Source organism: Rhizobacter sp. P3_B12 (genome assembly GCF_056402895.1).
This window is the reverse complement of record NZ_JBFUGN010001658.1, coordinates 1-686: the sequence shown is the minus strand read 5'-3', so window position 1 is coordinate 686 and position 686 is coordinate 1. Positions and strand designations below refer to the sequence as shown.

Genomic DNA, 686 nt, shown 5'->3' with positions numbered 1-686 from the left:
GGAACATGCTGCGCATCAGCGCGATCGCGCTGAGCGGAGCGCGGGGAAAGGCGGTCGGGGCCGCGGCGGCAGCGGGCAGGGCGGCCGAGGCCGGCGAGCGCGCGGCCTCGCGACCCGCCTCGCGCGGCTGTTGCTCGCGCACGAAGAAGCCGCGCTGCTTGCGAGCCTCCACCAGGCCCTGCGCCAGCAGCTGGTCGTAGGCCGCCACTACCGTGTAGGCGCTGACCCCGTGCCGGCGCGCGCACTCTCGCACCGACGGCAGCCGCGAGCCCGGTGCGAGCAGCCGCTGCCGGATGCGCTCGGCGAAGCGGCCCGACAACTGCTCGGTCAGCGTGGCATCGGCACGGCGGGACAAGGGATCCAGGGGTGAAAGAAGATTCATGTGCTGGCGAGGCGACCAATACAGCGTGCGAGCTGAGGTGGTCTAGTGTACTGGCTCTGTGTTGGTTGCCGCCGCTAGACTGCCGCATGGACCAAGAACGCAAAGGGTTGTGGCTGGGCTTCCTCGGGGTCGCGATCTTCGCGCTGACGACGCCGATGACGCGGCTGGCCGTCGGGCCGGCAGCCGACCCGCAGCTGTCGCCGCTGTTCGTCGTGGCCGGGCGCGCCGCGCTGGCCGGCGTGCTGAGCCTGGTCTATCTGGTGCTCACGCAGGCACCGCGGCCGCGCGGCGCGCAGTGGTCGGC

1 protein-coding gene and 1 pseudogene are annotated in these 686 nt (G+C 72.3%); one reads left to right on the top strand and one right to left on the bottom strand.

What is annotated here, in order from left to right:
* Positions 1–355, bottom strand: a 355-nt coding sequence (locus AC1D01_RS37525) for a GntR family transcriptional regulator (protein WP_477875010.1), incomplete at its 3' end; no start/stop codon positions are given.
* 113 nt (positions 356–468) lie between these two features.
* Here AC1D01_RS37525 and AC1D01_RS37520 point away from each other — a divergent pair.
* Positions 469–686: pseudogene (locus tag AC1D01_RS37520) on the top strand (EamA family transporter); the annotation flags it as partial.